Below are 18,344 nucleotides of genomic sequence, written 5' to 3' on the forward strand. Positions count from 1 at the left end.
TGTTTCCTGTTCTGATTTATTCGTATGTGGCGTTGACCAGCACGCGACTGGTCACTTTTCCGGCGCTGACCGGGCCGAAATTCTGCAAGCGGGCGTAGAAATCATATTCTGTCGCCCATACAGTTTTTGCATTCAATACAACGCTTGAACTGCCATCGGTATTAAGCACGTTGGTATTCAGGTCGGTTGAAAAAATAACCACGCCGGTATTGGCCGCGCCGCCTTCATCAACGGATGTTTCATTAATAAAGATCTGTCGACTATCGGCTGGCCACGTTTTGCTTTGCGGCTGAAAACTGAATTTCAGCCTGTTAACCTGGGTTCCCTCACCTGGGCAACTGTCGACCTTAACCGTAAACGCCGTACCGGAAGCCGCATCGCTCGGCTGCAGACGCGTACTGCCGTCCGCGTTGTAGAACCAGTTTTTGCCTACAATAGGCAGGTGGATCTTGCCATCGCCAGGAATGGAAACCTGACAGGTGTTTTCAACAATATTGGCGTTAAGCGTAACGTCCATGCCTGCCTCTGCGGACAGGCAGGGGGCAGACCAGTGCCAGCTTATAAGCCCGGCCAGAAGCGTATATCTGCCGAAAACTCGTTTTCTATAGGGATGCGACATGACTGCTCTGCCCTTGCTCAGTATTACTGGTAAGTCACAACAAACGTCACCGGCGCGCTGACGTCGCCCGTGGTGACATCGGCGATCGTTTTACCGCTAGCGATAACGATACGCGCGGCCATATCAACATTTGCCGTTGCGCCACTGATGGTAACGTTCTGCACGGGCGTGGTGTTACAGCTCAACAGCGTTCCTGTTCCGGCTGTACCTTTCCACACTTCAAAGCCAGTTTCGTGTCCACCAGCAAAAGAGTCACCCGTTAACGCTGCGCCGGAACAGCTGCCTCCCGTTCCCTTGGTGGCCTGTACGGTTGCAGATTTCACCCCAGCGCAGCCGCTAAAGGCGATTTTAAAAGGTTCACTGCGCGTCTGGGCAACCAGATCGGATTTGAAGACGTCACCAAATGCCAGGGTGCTGATTGGCTGGCCTCCGGCATTCTGGATTTGTGCGGTACAGGTGCCCGCTTCAATGGTGGAGGTAAATGTCGCCTGCACGCTGCTTGTGCCGGTAATGGCATGTGATGCCGCACTAAACAGACCCGCAGAGACAGCCAGTGCAATCAGGGGGAAAGATTTTTTAATCATCGTCGCGTTTCCTTCCGCTTATTGGTATTCGAAGTTGAATGTGGCTATAGCACTGAAGCTGCCGGTTGTCGCCAGGCCGGATTTGGTTTCCACAAGACGGGCAACCAGAGGAACTTCTTTGCTGTTAATTTCAGCCGTGGTCCAGACTAAGCGTTTCGCATCGTCAGTTGAGTTAATGGTAAATGGCGCTGTAGGTGCTGACGCGCGTGCGATGGAGACCCCCATATAATCAGCTGGTCCGGCTGTAGCACCATTTAAGATGGCCGTATCAAGGTATCCTGATTTCGAGCCTGAAATTGTCGTCTTCAGTGCTGCAAGGCTCGACGGACAGTCAGTAATTTTTAACTTAAACGCGGTGCTGGCGCCGTCTGTTTTATTGATAATGTCCGACAGGGCCGTTTTACCTGCCGCACCGATCGGAATCGTATTATTTTTTCCGTCGCCGGTACCGCCCTCGATGGCCATATCACAGGTGGTTTCACGCAGAGTTGCGGTAAAAGTCACATCCAGATTGGTGGACGTTGCCATTGCCTGCGAACTGAGTGCCGCGAAAAGCAACGCGCTTAGGCTTGTTTTCTTCATTAAAATTAACTCCTTGTTAAAAAACGATTACATCTGACAGGTCTGGTTATCCAGCATGGTTGTCAGACCCACCTTCCTGGCTGAAGGGGTGAGGGTATAGGTCACGGTGCACGCGCTTTCTACATCACTGCCCCAGACAATACGCAGATGACCGCTATTTTCCGCACCGCGTACATAAGCCTGCCCGGCCTGGCCTACAGAGCCGACGGATTGCCCCTGTTCATTCAGAACGTCAGCGCCCAGCGGAATAAAGCCGTTATCAGAGCGGTGCAAATCAAGCAGCAGCGAGCGGCTTTGGTCGGTTTCGAAATCCACGCGCACAATCGCACCGCTGCGCGGTACAGCGATTGAGCTGGTGCTCTTCACCTCCACATCAGATTCCAGCTTAGAAATATCAATGCCGATGGTGTTTTCACGGTAAGCCGACAGATACGGCATGATCGCGTAGCCTGAGCTGCCGATGACTCCATCGCCAATGGAAAGCTGCGCGCCTTTCGCGCCCGGCGCGCTGACCAGCGCCAGAGTATCGGTATCACCGATGCTGCCCGAGGAGAGCGTGATGCCACCGGAATGCAGCACCATGCCGCCGCTGTAGCTCAGGGAGTACTGCTGGCTACTGTCGTCGGTGGCGGAGGCCGATATACTGAGCGGCCCATACGCGCTGCTGTAGCTGCCGTAGCCGCCAATCTGGTTAAGATCGCTACTGTCACCCTGGCTGGAACTGGTGTTAACGCTATAGCTAAAGCGGTAATCGTCTGTGTTCCCGTTCGCGCTGGCATTGAGGGTCGAGTTGTTTTTGAAATCCGAGTTGACGCTCATGTTCACGCTGGAGAAACCGCCCGGCTTCTTACCGCGGCCCAGCAGGTTTTCCAGAGGAATGCTGATGTTCAGATAGACGCTGTCATCTTTATCGCCATACTCGTTGTAGCTGCGCTGGAGCGATACGCTGTAGCTGCCCAACCAGAATGCGTTGTTGTAGCCGATTGAGTATTGGGACGTTGAGTCCGATTCTGACCAGTAGTCCTGCCAGCTTCCGGTCATATACAGCGAACCATAATCCGTTTTTCCTGACGACAACGGCTGGCTTACGTTGATCTGCACCTGATTTTTCATTCGCTGGAAATGGTTATACACATCGCTGTCCGAATGATCCGGATTACGGCCTCTGTCACGATATTTAATGCTTTCCGTCAGCGATGCCGCATCATTGAGGGTCAGGTAGTCTTCCGTTGAGAAGCGATACGCTGCCACGTTGAAGGAGGTGTTGGTTTCTTCCAGCAGTTTGCTCCAGGAGAGACGGTAACTTTGCCCCGTCAGATTGCCGATGCCGTCGATGTCTGCATCTGAATGCGTTACGTCCAGCGCAAAGGCACCTACGCCTGTGCTCACGGCAATACCGAGCAGCCCGGAGTAATAGCCCGTATCCATATACTGGAAGCCAGCATAGCCGGTGAAAATGTTGCTGAGGCCGTAATAACCCGTGGCATAGCCAAGACGCGGCTGATCGCGCAGCCCGTTGTCATTCAGCTCACCCACGCCAATGTCCCAGCGGCTGTATCCGGGGCGAAGCATCTGGCTGACCGAAGAGTAGGGGACGGAAAAGGTGCGCACGCTGCCGTCAGACTCCTCAATGGTGACAACCAAATCGCTACCGTAGCCCGTCGTACTGAGGTCGTTAATTTCAAACGCACCTGGCGGGACCGTCGATTCATAGATCTTGTTTCCGCTTTGAGAAATTGTGACCTTCGCATTACTTTTAGCGACGCCACGAATAACGGGCGCATAGGTTGAAATCCCCCCGGGCAACATGCGATCGTCGTTATACATGCGCACGCCACGCAGGTTGATGGAGTTGAAGGTGTCGCCGCGGGTATAGGAATCACCCAGCAAGAGTTGAGCGCGCAATGGCGTAATGTCGCGTTGCAGGTAGATATCCTGGCTGGCGTAGTCGGTACCCTCTGCGTCATCCCAGTTCAGCGTGCCGCGTGAGCGTAAACGCCAGGGGCCCATGTTGATACCGTACTTTAACCCTGCATAAGCGGTGTCGCGCCCACCGTCTGTGCTGTCCGAATGCCATGCGTTGAGGTCGTAGGAGAGCATGCCTGCAGTAATACCGTCTTCCCAAAGAGAAGGATCAACATAGCCACCAGGGTGCCGCTCGATATAAATTTGCGGCATGCTAAGGCTTAATTCCTGTGAGCCGGAGTTATAATCCCAGGACGCACCCGGGAAGGCCTTGTTGATATCAATACAGACCGTTTCATCACTCTCTCCAGGCTTTTTGTTGGCTACCGCATTTTGCAGGGCATCCGCTTTAATGCCCATTTGCATCAATACTTTTGGCGTGAAGCAGGGGGCAGCACGCACCGTAGCATTATCTTTAAAGGTAAAGTCTGTCAGCGCTTTTTTTTGCCCATTCAAAATTAGCTGAGTTTTAAACGTGCCGGGTACGATAGGGTTTCCGTGTGAAAAACGACTCACGTCAATACTGTTTCCTGTATTAAAGAGGAACTGATCGTTGAATTCGACCTCTTCATTACCCGACGATGGCGTAGCAACTTCTTCAGCCGCGAAGGATGCAGACTGAAATGCTGTGCATATGGCAATACAAAGAATTGAGGGGCGAAATAACATTGCTATCACTAATCCATTAGCTGCTAATATTTATGGGCAAACTTTTAATATTTTTAATTAACCGGGGCGTCGTGTTTCTCTGCGCCGCCGAAATCATTAATCGAGGTATAGGTTAATTTCGTAATGCGTGCGGAATCGCCTGGTTTAAGGCTGAAGGACTGGCTGGTAAAGGGCGCAACCACGTGCGGCTCTATTTCGATGTTCTTCCCGCCGACGGTCGTTTCGATTTTGGCGACGGAGACGTAGAATGGCGAATCATTTTTAGCCACCAGCTCATTTGCCTGCTGGGACCATTTCAATTGTGCTGCGGCTATTGCCGGGTCGCCCTTTAGGCCGTCCGGACGGAAGAACATTTTAATACGTGTGCGAAACGCTAGTTGCAGCATGTTTTGATTTTCTTCAGAAGCTTTTGCTTTAGGCGGTACTTCCAGCACGTTGAACCAGTACAACCTCTCTCTGTCTGTTGGCAACGGCTGGCCAAGCCAGGTAATACGTACCGTCTGTCCTTTGGCAGGATCGACACGTGAGACCGGTGGCGTGACGATAAACGGCAGTTTGAGTTCTTGAGGGTTCGTTGTGTCGCGGCCATCATCGAGCCAGGTTTGTACCAATAATGGCTTATTGCCGCGGTTTTCCATTTTCACGGTGACGTCTTTAGCGGATGCCGGGTAAATGACTCGTGTGCCTGAAATGACAATGTCGGCATAAGCTGCGTGGGAAACGGTCACAGCGGCACAAACCATGAGTGCAGTAATACAGGTATTAAAAGGGCGCATAATATTCATCCATTAAATAAGAAATGCGCCCACCTCATCCGTGAGCGCATGAAATAACAATCAATTGTTATTCGTAGGTCATGGTAAAGGTCACGTTGCTGCTGACTTTACCGGCGCTGACTGGATTGGTGGTGGCGACCCAGTTTGCTGCAGGGACATAAGCAACGCGGTAAGCCAGAGTACCCGTGCCTGCGGTAAGAGTGGCTTTCTGGGTGTTATTGCTCGGCTGACCCACTTTGATGCGGTCGGTGCTGGTTGAGCTGTTGTTGTACAGCGCAAGAGCGACGTTATTGGCATGGCCCGCTACGGTTGGGTCAGCTTTCAGCGTACCGTTAGACAGTTCAGCGAACTGCTGAGAGGTAAAGGTGGCAGACGCTTTGGTCAGGGATTCCGGGCATTTGCTCAGGTGCAGTTCGAACTCTTTTGAACCTACGCCTGCATCAACAGTGGTTCCTTCTACATCGGCTTTTTTGACCACTGGCAGAGTCAGCGTTACGTTGTTGGCATCAACACCGTTATTAGATGTAATAACGCAAGTTGTGTCGGTTACTGCACCATCGAATGTAATCAGGCCAACGTCAGAAGCCATTGCAGAAACAGAACCCAGTGCTAATACAGCGACACTCGTAGCCAGAATTGTTTTCTTGAACATATTTTAAATATCCATTTATTAAAAAGTATCATTCATGATGTTTATGGTTTACGCATAAAACTGGCTAAATATATTATTATTTCTTGGTGGTTTTAAATAAGTTTTACTATAAAATGAATGAAGTAAATTTAAAGGTGTTTATTTCGACGAGGGAATCAAAGGGTTGTGTTTAATTGTTAGTGCTTTCTATATTGGCAGGGGGTGTATTTTGAATGCAATATGGATTTTAATGTGTGAGGTCTGGCTCACTATTAAAATAAATATTTTTGGGGCGGTGTTTATTATTCAGGGCTGTGATAATACCACAGCCCTTTAAAAATCAGGCAACCTGAACTGGAATCGCCTTCGCGGTGCGTTTCATCTCGTTGTCGCCTTCGAAATAAGCAACTTTGGGCTGCCAGCGGCGCGCTTCTTCGTCAGACATCATGACGAAGCTGGCGATAATAACGATATCGCCGACGTCCGCGCAGTGTGCCGCCGCGCCGTTGACGGAGATAATTTTAGACCCGCGCTCGGCGGCAATCGCGTAGGTGGAAAAACGCTTGCCGTTATTCACATTCCAGATATCAATGGCTTCATTTTCGAGAATACCCGCCGCGTCGAGAAAATCCTGGTCAATGGCGCAGGAACCTTCATAGTGCAGGTCGGCCTGGGTGACTTTCACTCGGTGAAGCTTACCTTGCAGCATTTTGCGAATCATTACGTATACCTTTAATTATCAAGGGTGAAAGAACTACGCCAGCTCAACCACTTTATTATCGATAAGGCGTGCCTGGCCGAGCCATGCCGCCACCAGAATCACCGCGCGTTTGCTGGTTTCCGTCAGCTCAAGCAGGGTATCAGCATCGCGGATTTGAATATCATCAGCGCGGAAGCCTTTGTCGTTCAGCGCCTGCTCTGCAAGGGCGACGATCTCTTCTGCGGCCAACTCTTTCGCCAGCAGCTGTTCTGCCATGGTGTTCATCACCTTGCTTAAGCCCGGCGCGATTTTACGCTGATCGGCGGTCAGGTAACCGTTGCGTGAGCTGAGCGCCAGGCCATCTTTGGCTCGTACGATCGGCACGCCGACGATTTCGATATCGTAACCCATATCGGCAACCATCTTGCGGATCAGCGCCAGCTGCTGGAAATCTTTTTCACCGAAACAGGCGATATCCGGCTGCACCAGGTTGAACAGCTTGCTGACGATGGTGGAAACGCCGCGGAAATGGCCCGGACGGCTTGCACCTTCCAGCATGGTCGAAATCCCCGGGACATCCACATAGGTCGCCTCTTCCGTACCCTGCGGGTACACATCGGCAGGTGCCGGAGAGAACACGATATCCGCATGACGTTTTTTAAGCTTTTCGCAATCTTCCTGAAGAGTGCGCGGATAGCGTGCCAGATCGTCGGCGCGGTCAAACTGCATGGGGTTCACGAAGATACTGACCACCACGATATCTGCTCGCGCACGGGCTTCGTCGACGAGCTTCATGTGGCCGTCATGCAGGTTGCCCATGGTCGGGACCAGTGCGATACGTTTACCTTCCTGACGCGCGCGGCGGATATGCTGGCGCAGCAGCGGCAGGGTTTCAATGATTAGCACAACGAGACTCCTTAATGGAAACTGTGTTCTTCACCCGGGTAAACACCGGATTCAACGTCGGCAATATACTGCCTGACCGCAGCGCGCATGTCGCCCGCTTCAGTGAGGAAATTTTTGGCAAATTTCGGGATATGCCCGCCAGTAATACCAAAGGCGTCGTGCATCACCAGAATCTGACCGTCGGTCACGTTGCCTGCACCAATACCAATCACCGGAATGGAGAGTGCGTCGGTGATGCGTTTCGCCAGCTCAACCGGCACGCACTCCAGCACCAGCAGCTGGGCGCCTGCGGCTTCCAGCGCCAGGGCATCCTCAAACAGCGTCTGCGCTGCGTCGCCGCGGCCCTGCACCTTATACCCGCCAAAGATGTTGACGGACTGCGGGGTCAGGCCCAAATGACCACACACCGGCACGGCGCGTTCGGTGAGCATTTTCACCGTCTCCACCAGCCAGGCGCCGCCTTCAATTTTGACCATGTTAGCGCCAGCGCGCATCACTGCCGCCGCGTTTTCAAATGCCTGCTCTGGCGTGGCATAAGCCATAAACGGCAGGTCGGAAAGCAGAAGGCAGCTTGGCGCACCGCGGCGTACCGCACGGGTGTGATATGCAATATCTTCAACCGTGACCGGCAGGGTGGAATCATGTCCTTGTACCGTCATCCCTAACGAATCTCCGACCAGCATGACGTTGATACCCTCTTCGGCAAACAGTTTGGCGAAGCTGTAGTCATACGCGGTGATGGTGGCGAAGCGTTTTTTTTCCTGTTTGCATTTCTGCAGTAAGGAGATGGTGGTTGGTTTCATACTGTTTCCTGATAGCCCAAAAGCGAATCTTTGCGCATTCTAACAGTAACATTCGAGGGAACAATGATTTTAGGTAACCGATTAGCCACAAAATATTAATGGTTAATCGATAAGGGAAGAGTGTTACCAGCGGGCAGGTTTTTCCGCTTTGAGGCTGTCCAGAATGGACTTGAGTGGGATGTCATCCGGAAAGATGAGATCGGGGGCAACTTCAAAGAGCGGCCAGAGCATAAACCCGCGATTTTTCATGTCGTAATGCGGAACGGTGAGGCGTTCGGTGTTTATGACCTCATCTCCAAACAGCATAATGTCGAGGTCCAGCGTGCGCGGTCCCCAGCGCTCGGCTTTGCGTACGCGCCCCTGCTGCAGTTCGATGCGCTGGGTGTTATCCAGCAGCGTTTCGGCATCAAGGGTAGTTTCCAGAACCACCGCAGCGTTCAGATAATCAGGCTGATCCTGCGGACCTAGCGGCGGGGTGCGGTAGAACGAGGAGACCGCTACGATCCGGGTCTGTGGGATCTCGCCCAGCGCCTGTACGGCAGCATTAACCTGCTCCAGCGGAGAGGCTAAATTGCTGCCGATGGCGATATACGCGAGGGTCATGCTGTCCCTTCACGACGCGGTGCGCGTTTGCGCGGGCGACGATGACGGCGACGCGGGGCAGGTTCTTCATCCAGCCCGGTCAGCATATCTTTCTGCTCCGGCGGGGCGGAAACCTGGAATTCGGCCCACCACTGCGCCAGGCGCTGCAGCTCCTGATTGCGTTCAGTTTCCGCACGCAGCGACAGCAGGTCGAAGGCGGCGCGGAACTTTGGATGCTCCATCAGCTTCCAGGCACGTTTGCCCTGACGGCGGGACATGCGCAGCTGAAGCTGCCAGATGTCGCGCACCAGCGTGGTAATACGTTTTGGGATAGCCAGCGTGCGGCACCCTTCGTCCAATACATCGTTCGCGGCCAGCGCGAAGGCATCGTAATAGGCGAGGCCGCTCTCCTGGGTGATTCTTTGAGCCGTTTCCAGCAGCGGGTACCAGAACATTGCCGCAAACAGGAATGCCGGGTTCACGCGCATATCGTTATGGATGCGGGTGTCGGTATTTTTCAGCACCTGCGCAATCATCCGCTCCATTGGGCTGTCACCGTTTTCGGTGAAGTAACGGGTAATGGTCGGGAACAGCGGCTGGAACAGGTTGTATTCGCGCAGCAGATTGTAGGTTTCGAACCCGTAGCCGGCCTGCAGCAGCTTCAGCGCCTCTTCAAACAGGCGGGCAGGCGGCACGTCGTTAATCAGCGTCGCCAGACGCGGGATCGGCTCTGCGGTTTCCGGGCTGATGCGCATGTTCAGCTTGGCGGCAAAACGCACGGCGCGCAGCATGCGCACCGGATCTTCGCGATAGCGCGTTTCCGGCGTGCCGATCAGGCGGATCAGACCCTCTTTCAGGTCCTGCATGCCGCCGACGTAATCACGCACGGTGAAATCCGCCACGCTGTAATAAAGGCTGTTGATGGTGAAGTCGCGACGCTGGGCATCTTCTTCGATAGAGCCGAAGATATTGTCGCGCAGCAGCATACCGTTCTGGCCGCGCTGTGACGTGGTGCGGTCGGATGCACCCGCTTCGTGGTGGCCGCGGAAGGTCGCCACTTCGATGATTTCCGGCCCAAACATCACGTGAGCCAGACGGAAACGGCGGCCAACGAGACGGCAGTTGCGGAATAATTTACGCACCTGCTCGGGCGTGGCGCTGGTCGTCACGTCGAAATCTTTCGGTTTTTTGCCCAGCAGTAAATCACGCACCCCACCGCCAACGAGATAGGCCTCGTAGCCCGCTTTATTCAGACGATAGAGTACTTTGAGGGCATTTTCACTGATATCTTTGCGGGAAATATTGTGCTGCTCACGCGGAATAACCGACATGTGTGGCTGTGCAATAGCGTCGTTCGCCATGCTCTCTTCGCGGCTTAGCACTTTACGGCAAAAATTAGCGACTCGGGTAAAAATGGTACACCTCGTAGTGTGTTTTGTTATGAAAAAAGCGGCTAATCATAGCTCAGCGCAACGCATTTGAGAATGCTGGATTTTTGGCACTGCCGCGAGCGTCCAGTTGGCAATGGCTATTTTCAGCAATTCGTCAATGCGCAGATCCTGCCATTCGTTGGTTACATTCTGGTTGAGAAATCGCAGCGCGTCGATCAAAACAGGACGCGGATCGCCGTCTGGCAGGGCCGGGGCGTGGTTCTGCTTGGAGAGCTTAACGCCCTGCGCATTGACCGCCAGCGGCAGATGAATGTAATCCGGCGCCGTCCAGCCAAACTGATGATAAAGCGAGATTTGCCGTACGGTCGGTTCGACCAGGTCCGCCCCGCGCACAATTTCCGTCACGCCCTGGAAATGATCGTCGACGACCACCGCCAGGTTATACGCAAACAGACCATCACGACGGTGAATAATAAAATCTTCACATGCCAGACGTTCATCCGCCCTAATCTCACCGGAGAGCCGATCGTGGAAGCGAGTGATGGGCGCGCGCTGTAGCAAGCGTACGGCGGCATTTTCCGGGGGAAGATTCAGCGTGCGGCAGTGGCCGTCATACACACCTCCCACGCTCTGGATACGCGCGCGGGTGCAGGTGCAGTTATAGGAGAGCCCCTGAGCGCTGAGCCAGGCCAGACGTTCCCGATAAGCCTCATGTCGTTGTGACTGCCACAGAACGTCGCCGTCCCAGTGAAGACCGTAATGTTCCAGCTGACGCAGAATGGTGTCTGCAGCACCGGGAACTTCACGCGGAGGGTCAATATCTTCGATGCGGACGAGCCATTTACCCTGACTGGCGCGAGCCTGCAGGTAGCTGCCAAGCGCGGCAATTAATGAGCCGAAGTGTAATTCACCGGAAGGAGATGGCGCAAAGCGCCCAATATAGTGTGATTCAGACATATCAACAGTAACAAGGCGGGAGAGACTCCCGCCTTTGAAGTGTATAAACAGCGCTGGCGTTAGCCGGCCATCTGTTTTTCGCGGATTTCGGCCAGCGTTTTACAGTCGATGCACAGATCGGCGGTTGGACGCGCTTCCAGGCGACGAATACCGATTTCAACACCGCAGGATTCGCAGTAGCCAAAATCTTCGTCTTCGACTTTTTTCAGCGTTTTCTCGATCTTTTTGATCAGCTTGCGTTCGCGGTCACGGTTACGCAGTTCGAGGCTGAACTCTTCTTCCTGAGCGGCACGGTCTACCGGATCCGGGAAGTTAGCAGCTTCATCCTGCATATGCGAAACGGTGCGATCCACTTCATCCCTGAGTTGATTACGCCATGCTTCAAGAATACGCTTGAAGTGCGACAGCTGGGCTTCGTTCATATACTCTTCGCCCGGCTTCTCTTGATACGGCTCCACCCCAGCGATGGCGAGAATACTCAGGGACGATGTTTTACGGTTTTGCCCTTCTTGCATGTTGCTTCTCCTTAACACGCACTATCGATCCCCGTGTTGGGGGAAAAATCAGGTCGCTATAAATAGCAGATGCTTTTCCGTATGGCAATTATCTAAACGTAACACTTGACAAGCCTGTGAGGAAAAGCGTATTTGCGCACGCGGCCAGAACACTTATTCATCAATCGTCTAATCCCTTATAAGACAATGGGAAGAGACGATCTCAGAGTCATATTATCGGCAGAAAGTTCCGCTTTATAAGCTAAAACCTCTACCCCCTGCTTTTGTGCCTCATTCAACAGTTGTGCGTATTTAGGATCGATATGGCGGGCAGGGGAAAACCGTTCAATCGCTGTATGCAACACCGCAAACAGCAATACGGCGCGTTTGCCCGCCGCCGCAACACTCATTAGCTCTCGCAGATGCTTCTGCCCGCGTAGCGTTACTGCATCCGGAAAGAAGCCGTTTTCCTGTTCCGCTAACGTCACTGATTTTACTTCAATATAGCACTCAGGACGGCCTTCCGCCTGTAACATGAAGTCAATTCTGCTGCCTTCATCGCCGTATTTCACTTCTGTTTTATGCGTACCGTAACCCACCAGTTCGGGAATGGCGCCATTCGTCAGCGCTTCCTTAACCAGCTGATTTGCACGCAGAGTATTAACACAAATAAACGCCCCGTTTTGCGTTTCGGTTATTTCCCAGGTATGGGGATATTTGCGTTTAGTATTTTCTGAAGTGGAATACCAGACCGTGTCACCCGGTGCGGCGCAACCGGTCATGGCGCCGGTGTTGGGGCAGTGCAGGGTGAGCTCTTCGCCTTCCGGCGTCACCACGTCGGCGAGGAAGCGTTTGTAGCGTTGGATCAGCGTGGCGGACTGGAGTGCAGGACTAAACTTCATCGGAATTCCTTGTGGTGTCGCCCAACGTCCAGCGCTGTAGCGGCCTGTAGCGGGTGCGTCCCCGTGCAAAGACGGATTCATAAAGCGCGAATTCATTAACCGGAAAAGCCCAGTGAAAACCCGGCGGCGGAATGGCAACAGCCTGACCGGCATCGCGCAGCAGCGTGACGTGCGGATGAAACGGCTGCGGGCTCTGGTAACAGCCGCTGCGCGCTGCCTGCGCGCGCAACATATTGGCGAGCTGTAACAACCCGCGCGGCGGCTGGCGCGTACCCAGCCAGACCACGCGCGAACGCAGCCACTGACCCGCATCGTCAAGGTGCAGCGTAAACGCCGGCTGGACAATACGCCCGGCCATGGCGGCTAATGCCCGCTGTTTTTCGGCGCTCACGTCACCCAAAAAGGCCAGCGTCAGGTGCAGGTTTGCCGCCGCAACGGGCCGGCCCGCTTCCGGTGGAAAATGTTCCGCGCGCCAGCGAACGATTTGCCGCTGTAGGGTGGTGGGCAATTCAATGGCAAAAAACAGCCGTTTCGACTCAGACATACGGGGGACTCGGTAATGATATGCGCCGATGCTACAATGTACGCCGACTAATGTTAACCCTCTGGAGCTGTTAGTGTCCTCATTGCCGGTCGCCGTCGTTCTTCCTGAGCTTCTCGCTGCCTTACAACATGCCCCGCAGGTTTTGCTTAACGCGCCTACGGGGGCGGGTAAATCTACCTGGCTGCCGCTGCAGATCCTTAAAGAGGGGGAGATTGCCGGGAAAATTATCCTGCTGGAGCCGCGCAGGTTGGCCGCGCGCAACGTGGCGCAGCGCCTGGCGGAACTGCTGAATGAAAAACCGGGCGAAACGGTAGGCTACCGGATGCGCGCCGAAACCTGCGTCGGCCCGTCCACGCGGCTTGAGGTGGTCACCGAGGGCATTCTTACCCGCATGCTGCAAAACGACCCGGAGTTGAACGGCGTCGGGCTGGTGATCCTGGATGAATTCCACGAGCGCAGCCTGCAGGCCGATCTGGCCCTCGCGCTGTTGCTCGACGTTCAGCAGGGGCTGCGCGACGATCTGCGGCTGCTGATTATGTCGGCGACGCTGGACAACGAGCGGCTACGACAGGCATTACCCGATGCGCCGGTCATCAGCTCAGAAGGACGGGCATTTCCTGTTGAGCGTCGCTATCAGCCGCTTCCTGCCCATCAGCGCTTTGACGAAGCGGTAGCTATTGCCACTGCTGACCTGCTTCGCCAGGCGCCCGGCTCGCTGCTGCTGTTTTTGCCCGGCGTGGGGGAGATTCAGCGCGTGCAGGAGCGGCTGGCCTCCAGGGTGGGCAGTGACGTACTGCTTTGCCCGCTCTATGGCGCCCTGTCGTTGACCGAGCAGCGTAAAGCCATCCTTCCCGCCCCGGCGGGGCAGCGTAAAGTCGTGCTGGCAACCAACATTGCCGAAACCAGTTTGACCATCGAAGGCATTCGCCTGGTGGTGGATAGCGCGCAGGAGAGGGTGGCGAGCTTTGATCCGCGCACCGGGCTGACTAAACTGCTGACACAACGCATCAGTCAGGCGTCAATGGTGCAGCGCGCGGGCCGTGCGGGGCGTCTTGAGCCGGGTATTTGCCTGCATTTGACCAGCGCGGAGCAGGCTGAACGCGCGGCACAGCAAAGCACGCCGGAGATTTTACAAAGCGATCTCTCCGGGCTGGTGATGGATCTCCTGCTGTGGGGCTGCCCGGATCCTGAACAGCTCACCTGGCTTAATCCACCGCCTGCCGTGAATCTCGCCGCCGCGCGCAGCCTGCTCACCCAGCTTGGCGCGCTGGAAGGTGAACGTCTGACGGCGCGCGGTCAGAAAATGGCGGCGCTGGGCAACGATCCGCGTCTGGCGGCGATGCTGGTGGCCGCGCAGGGCGAAGATGAAATTGCCACAGCGGCGAAACTGGCGGCTATTCTTGAGGAGCCGCCGCGCGGAGGCAGTAGCGATCTGGGGCAGGCGTTTTCGCGCAATCAGGGGAACTGGCAGCAGCGGGCGCAGCAGCTCTGTAAGCGGCTTAACAGCCGCGGCGGCGTGCCAGACAGTGAGAGTATCTCCCGGTTGTTAGCGCAGGCGTTTCCGGACCGGATTGCGCGTCGACGCGGGCTGGACGGTCGCTACCAGCTGGCAAATGGGATGGGCGCGATGCTCGACAGCGATGACGCCCTAACGCGTCATGAATGGCTGATCGCGCCGCTCTTGCTCCAGGGCAGCCACTCCCCGGACGCGCGCATCCTGCAGGCGGTTGCCGTCGATATTGACGCCCTGACGCGTACCTGCCCGCAGCTGCTCCAGCAATCGGACATCGTGGAATGGGATGACGCTCAGGGGACGCTAAAGGCGTTTCGGCGTAGTCAGATTGGCAAACTGATCCTCGGGACGAAACCGCTGGCGAAGCCGTCGGAAGAAGAGTTACACCAGGCAATGCTGAACGGCATTCGGGAAAAGGGCCTTAACGTTCTGAACTGGACGCCGGAAGCTGAACAGTATCGCATTCGTCTGCACTGCGCCGCGAAGTGGCTACCGGAATACGGCTGGCCCGCGGTGGATGATGAGACGCTGCTCGCGACGCTTGAGCAGTGGCTGCTGCCGCAAATGAGCGGCGTGCACTCTCTGCGCGCCCTTAAGGCGCTTGATGTTAAGACCGCGTTACAGAATTTACTGGACTGGTCATTACGTCAACGTCTGGATAGTGAGCTTCCTGGGCATTACACTGTGCCCACCGGGAGCCGGATTGCCATTCGTTATCATGAGGATAATCCTCCGGCGCTGGCGGTTCGGATGCAGGAGATGTTTGGTGAGGCAACCACGCCGTCTATTGCGGAAGGGCGGGTGCCGTTGGTGCTTGAGCTGCTCTCGCCTGCGCATCGTCCGTTGCAGATCACCCGCGATCTGGGAGCGTTCTGGGCGGGAAGCTACCGTGAAGTGCAGAAAGAGATGAAAGGGCGCTACCCCAAACACGTATGGCCGGACGATCCGGCGAATACGGCGCCGACGCGGCGGACGAAGAAATATTCGTAGTGGGGAAAGTGCGGCCTGATGCCCTCACCCCGGCCCTCTCCCACGGAGAGAGGGAGAAAACCAATTTTGAGAGATTTCTTCTTTCACAGGCCTGTGGAAGAAAAGAAAATCTGGCCTTTGCGCCTGAAAGTTGCGGAGAAAAAGCATGGCGGGGAATGACCGCGAGCCAATAGGACGTAAGGGAAAACCCGCACGTCCGGCGAAAGAAAAGGTAAGCCGTCGTCGCCTCAGAGATGAGGAGTATGACGATGACTATGAAGACGATTATGAGGATGAAGAACCCATGCCGCGTAAAGGAAAAGGCAAAGGGCGTAAGCCTCGTGGGAAGCGCGGCTGGTTCTGGCTGCTGCTGAAGCTGTTCATTGTTTTTGTTGTGCTGATCGCGATTTACGGTGTTTATCTGGATCAGAAGATCCGCAGCCGTATCGACGGGAAAGTCTGGCAATTGCCGGCGGCAGTGTATGGTCGCATGGTGAACCTTGAGCCGGACATGTCCATCAGCAAGAACGAGATGGTGAAACTGCTGCAAGCTACGCAGTATCGTCAGGTCACGAAAATGACCCGCCCGGGCGAATTTACCGTCCAGGCGAAGAGCATTGAGATGATCCGCCGCCCGTTCGACTTCCCGGACAGCAAAGAGGGGCAGGTGCGCGCGCGTCTGACTTTTGACGGCGATCGGCTGGAAACCATTGAGAACATGGACAATAACCGCCAGTTCGGTTTCTTCCGTCTTGATCCGCGTCTGATCACCATGCTCTCGTCCGCCAATGGCGAACAGCGCCTGTTCGTGGCGCGTAACGGCTTCCCGGATCTGCTGGTGGATACCCTGCTGGCAACCGAAGACCGCCATTTCTACGAGCACGACGGTATCAGTCTCTACTCCATCGGCCGTGCGGTGCTGGCGAACCTGACTGCGGGTCGTACCGTGCAGGGGGCGAGTACGCTTACCCAGCAGCTGGTGAAGAACCTGTTCCTCTCCAGCGAGCGTTCTTACTGGCGTAAAGCCAACGAAGCGTACATGGCCGTGCTGATGGATGCGCGCTACAGCAAGGATCGTATCCTTGAGCTGTACATGAACGAGGTGTACCTCGGCCAGAGCGGCGATAACGAGATCCGCGGCTTCCCGCTGGCGAGCCTGTACTACTTTGGCCGTCCGGTGGAAGAGCTCAGCCTTGACCAGCAGGCGCTGCTGGTGGGCATGGTGAAAGGGGCGTCCATTTATAACCCGTGGCGTAACCCGAAACTGGCGCTGGAGCGTCGTAACCTGGTACTGCGTCTGCTGCAACAGCAGCAGGTGATTGACCAGGAATTATACGACATGCTTAGCGCACGTCCGCTGGGCGTGCAGCCGCGCGGTGGGGTGATCTCTCCGCAGCCTGCTTTCATGCAGATGGTGCGCCAGGAGCTGCAAAGCAAGCTCGGTGATAAGGTCAAAGATCTCTCCGGCGTGAAGATCTTCACAACCTTTGACTCGGTAGCCCAGGACGCGGCAGAAAAAGCGGCGGTTGAAGGCATTCCGGCGCTGAAGAAACAGCGCAAGCTGAGCGATCTGGAAACCGCGATGGTGGTGGTTGACCGTAACACCGGCGAAGTGCGCGCGATGGTGGGCGGCGCAGAGCCGCAGTATGCGGGCTACAACCGCGCGATGCAGGCGCGTCGTTCGATTGGCTCTCTGGCTAAACCGGCGACCTATCTCACCGCGCTGAGCCAGCCGAATTTGTATCGCCTGAACACCTGGATCGCCGATGCGCCAATCTCCCTGCGTCAGCCTAACGGCCAGGTCTGGTCACCGCAGAACGATGATAAACAGTTCAGCGGCCAGGTGATGCTGGTGGATGCGTTAACCCGCTCCATGAACGTACCTACGGTTAACCTCGGTATGGCGCTGGGCCTGCCGGCCATTGTCGATACCTGGCAGAAGCTGGGCGTACCGAAAGATCAACTGCACCCTGTTCCGGCGATGATTCTGGGGGCGCTTAACCTGACGCCGATCGAAGTGGCGCAGGCGTTCCAGACCATTGCCAGCGGGGGTAACCGCGCACCGCTCTCTGCCCTGCGTTCGGTGATTGCCGAAGATGGCTCTGTCCTGTATCAGAGCTTCCCGCAGGCTGAACGTGCCGTTCCTGCGCAGGCGGCCTACATGACGCTGTGGACGATGCAGCAGGTTGTGCAGCGCGGTACCGGTCGTCAGCTGGGGGCGAAGTATCCTGGTCTGCATCTGGCGGGTAAAACCGGGACCACCAACAACAACGTCGATACCTGGTTTGCCGGTATTGATGGCCGTGAAGTGGTGATCACCTGGGTAGGCCGTGACAACAACCAGCCGACCAAACTTTACGGGGCGAGCGGGGCGATGTCGATTTACCAGCGCTACCTGGCGAACCAGTCACCTGTGCCGCTGAACCTGGTCGCGCCGGAAGATATCGTCGATATGGGCGTGGATGGTTCCGGGAACTTTATCTGCGGCGGCGGGATGCGAACCCTCCCGGTCTGGACGACCAACCCGGACTCACTGTGCCAGCAGAGCCAGCCTGAACAGCCAACGGGCAACCCGTTCGATCAATCTTCTCAGCCGCAGCAGCCGCAGCAACAACCGGCCCAGCAGCAGAACGAGAAGAAAGACAGTGATGGCGTGGCCGGCTGGATCAAGGATATGTTTGGTGGGAATTAATTAATTCCCTGAATAAAAAGCCGCTTTAATATAAAGCGGCTTTTTTGTTTTTTACATTCTGCAAT

Annotated in this window: 17 protein-coding genes; 2 read left to right on the top strand and 15 right to left on the bottom strand. The window is 55.4% G+C overall.

What is annotated here, in order from left to right; genetic code table 11:
- Positions 1-16: 16 nt before the first annotated feature.
- From APT89_RS19465 to thpR, 15 genes are all read right to left on the bottom strand, one after another.
- A complete protein-coding gene (locus APT89_RS19465) occupies positions 17-619 on the bottom strand; it encodes a fimbrial-like protein (protein ID WP_072201797.1) in 603 nt (200 codons plus the stop codon).
- A 23-nt stretch (positions 620-642) separates the two neighbouring features.
- On the bottom strand, positions 643-1,203 hold the full coding sequence (locus tag APT89_RS19470) for a fimbrial protein (RefSeq protein WP_045631169.1): 561 nt from the start codon (positions 1,201-1,203) through the stop codon (positions 643-645).
- An 18-nt stretch (positions 1,204-1,221) separates the two neighbouring features.
- Positions 1,222-1,785: a fimbrial protein gene (locus tag APT89_RS19475; RefSeq protein ID WP_041911218.1), complete on the bottom strand. Its 564-nt coding sequence runs from the start codon at positions 1,783-1,785 to the stop codon at positions 1,222-1,224.
- 27 nt (positions 1,786-1,812) lie between these two features.
- The gene (locus APT89_RS19480) at positions 1,813-4,419 is read right to left on the bottom strand and encodes an outer membrane usher protein (protein ID WP_060573337.1); all 2,607 of its coding nucleotides are present in this window, start codon (positions 4,417-4,419) and stop codon (positions 1,813-1,815) included.
- 53 nt (positions 4,420-4,472) lie between these two features.
- The gene (locus APT89_RS19485; RefSeq protein WP_227008579.1) at positions 4,473-5,162 is read right to left on the bottom strand and encodes a fimbrial chaperone; all 690 of its coding nucleotides are present in this window, start codon (positions 5,160-5,162) and stop codon (positions 4,473-4,475) included.
- Between the two features lie 100 nt (positions 5,163-5,262).
- On the bottom strand, positions 5,263-5,847 hold the full coding sequence (locus APT89_RS19490) for a fimbrial protein (protein WP_041911215.1): 585 nt from the start codon (positions 5,845-5,847) through the stop codon (positions 5,263-5,265).
- 319 nt (positions 5,848-6,166) lie between these two features.
- Positions 6,167-6,547 carry an aspartate 1-decarboxylase gene (gene panD / locus APT89_RS19495; RefSeq protein ID WP_003856284.1) on the bottom strand — a complete coding sequence of 127 codons (381 nt, stop codon included), beginning with the start codon at positions 6,545-6,547 and terminating at the stop codon, positions 6,167-6,169.
- A 33-nt stretch (positions 6,548-6,580) separates the two neighbouring features.
- Positions 6,581-7,432, bottom strand: coding sequence for a pantoate--beta-alanine ligase (gene panC / locus APT89_RS19500; RefSeq protein WP_041911214.1), 852 nt, complete (start codon positions 7,430-7,432; stop codon positions 6,581-6,583).
- A gap of 11 nt (positions 7,433-7,443) precedes the next feature.
- Positions 7,444-8,235 (bottom strand): 3-methyl-2-oxobutanoate hydroxymethyltransferase, encoded by a 792-nt coding sequence (gene panB, locus APT89_RS19505; RefSeq protein WP_041911213.1) that lies wholly within the window; start codon positions 8,233-8,235, stop codon positions 7,444-7,446.
- A 123-nt stretch (positions 8,236-8,358) separates the two neighbouring features.
- Positions 8,359-8,838, bottom strand: a complete 480-nt coding sequence (folK, locus tag APT89_RS19510) for a 2-amino-4-hydroxy-6-hydroxymethyldihydropteridine diphosphokinase (RefSeq protein ID WP_045631648.1) — start codon at positions 8,836-8,838, stop codon at positions 8,359-8,361.
- A complete protein-coding gene (gene pcnB / locus APT89_RS19515) occupies positions 8,835-10,232 on the bottom strand; it encodes a polynucleotide adenylyltransferase PcnB (protein WP_028015552.1) in 1,398 nt (465 codons plus the stop codon). Before pcnB ends, folK begins: the two co-directional genes overlap by 4 nt.
- A 42-nt stretch (positions 10,233-10,274) precedes the next feature.
- Complete coding sequence (gene gluQRS / locus APT89_RS19520; RefSeq protein WP_041911211.1) at positions 10,275-11,165, bottom strand: tRNA glutamyl-Q(34) synthetase GluQRS; 891 nt, start codon at positions 11,163-11,165, stop codon at positions 10,275-10,277.
- 59 nt (positions 11,166-11,224) lie between these two features.
- Positions 11,225-11,680 carry an RNA polymerase-binding protein DksA gene (gene dksA / locus APT89_RS19525; RefSeq protein WP_013095632.1) on the bottom strand — a complete coding sequence of 152 codons (456 nt, stop codon included), beginning with the start codon at positions 11,678-11,680 and terminating at the stop codon, positions 11,225-11,227.
- A gap of 176 nt (positions 11,681-11,856) precedes the next feature.
- On the bottom strand, positions 11,857-12,561 hold the full coding sequence (gene sfsA / locus APT89_RS19530) for a DNA/RNA nuclease SfsA (RefSeq protein WP_041911210.1): 705 nt from the start codon (positions 12,559-12,561) through the stop codon (positions 11,857-11,859).
- Positions 12,551-13,105: an RNA 2',3'-cyclic phosphodiesterase gene (thpR, locus tag APT89_RS19535; protein WP_045259483.1), complete on the bottom strand. Its 555-nt coding sequence runs from the start codon at positions 13,103-13,105 to the stop codon at positions 12,551-12,553. The genes sfsA and thpR overlap by 11 nt, the downstream gene beginning before the upstream one ends.
- 73 nt (positions 13,106-13,178) lie before the next feature.
- On the opposite strand from thpR, the gene hrpB reads away from it, so the two are divergent.
- Positions 13,179-15,608: an ATP-dependent helicase HrpB gene (gene hrpB, locus APT89_RS19540; protein WP_060573341.1), complete on the top strand. Its 2,430-nt coding sequence runs from the start codon at positions 13,179-13,181 to the stop codon at positions 15,606-15,608.
- A 145-nt stretch (positions 15,609-15,753) separates the two neighbouring features.
- Positions 15,754-18,279 carry a bifunctional glycosyl transferase/transpeptidase gene (gene mrcB, locus APT89_RS19545; RefSeq protein ID WP_045631651.1) on the top strand — a complete coding sequence of 842 codons (2,526 nt, stop codon included), beginning with the start codon at positions 15,754-15,756 and terminating at the stop codon, positions 18,277-18,279.
- Positions 18,280-18,344 lie beyond the last annotated feature (65 nt).

This window comes from Enterobacter sp. 50588862 (assembly GCF_001462935.1).
Lineage (GTDB): Bacteria > Pseudomonadota > Gammaproteobacteria > Enterobacterales > Enterobacteriaceae > Enterobacter > Enterobacter bugandensis.